1 pseudogene is annotated in these 246 nt (G+C 76.8%); it reads right to left on the reverse strand.

The window, feature by feature from the left end:
* Window positions 1-246: pseudogene (locus KVT14_RS20900) on the reverse strand (ATP-dependent DNA helicase); the annotation flags it as partial.

Here is a 246-nt window from a genome sequence, read left to right on the forward strand (position 1 = left end):
TCGCCGGTCTCGGCCCCCCCGGCCCACCGCCGCAGCCGGACCCCCTGCTCGCCGAGCGACTCCTTGCCCGCGTCCCCGCCGGCGGCGGGGTCGGTCGTGGTCGGGTGCTCGGCCGCGCCGCGGTCCCCGAGGTCGAACAGCATGCCCTGGTCGTGCGGCGGGTAGCCGCCCGACGTCTTGTGCACGCACACGTAGTAGTGCCAGCCCTTGAGCAGCGCGATCCGGGGCTTGCGGGGCAGCTCGGGG

This window comes from Cellulomonas sp. GbtcB1 (assembly GCF_019091725.1).
Lineage (GTDB): Bacteria > Actinomycetota > Actinomycetes > Actinomycetales > Cellulomonadaceae > Cellulomonas.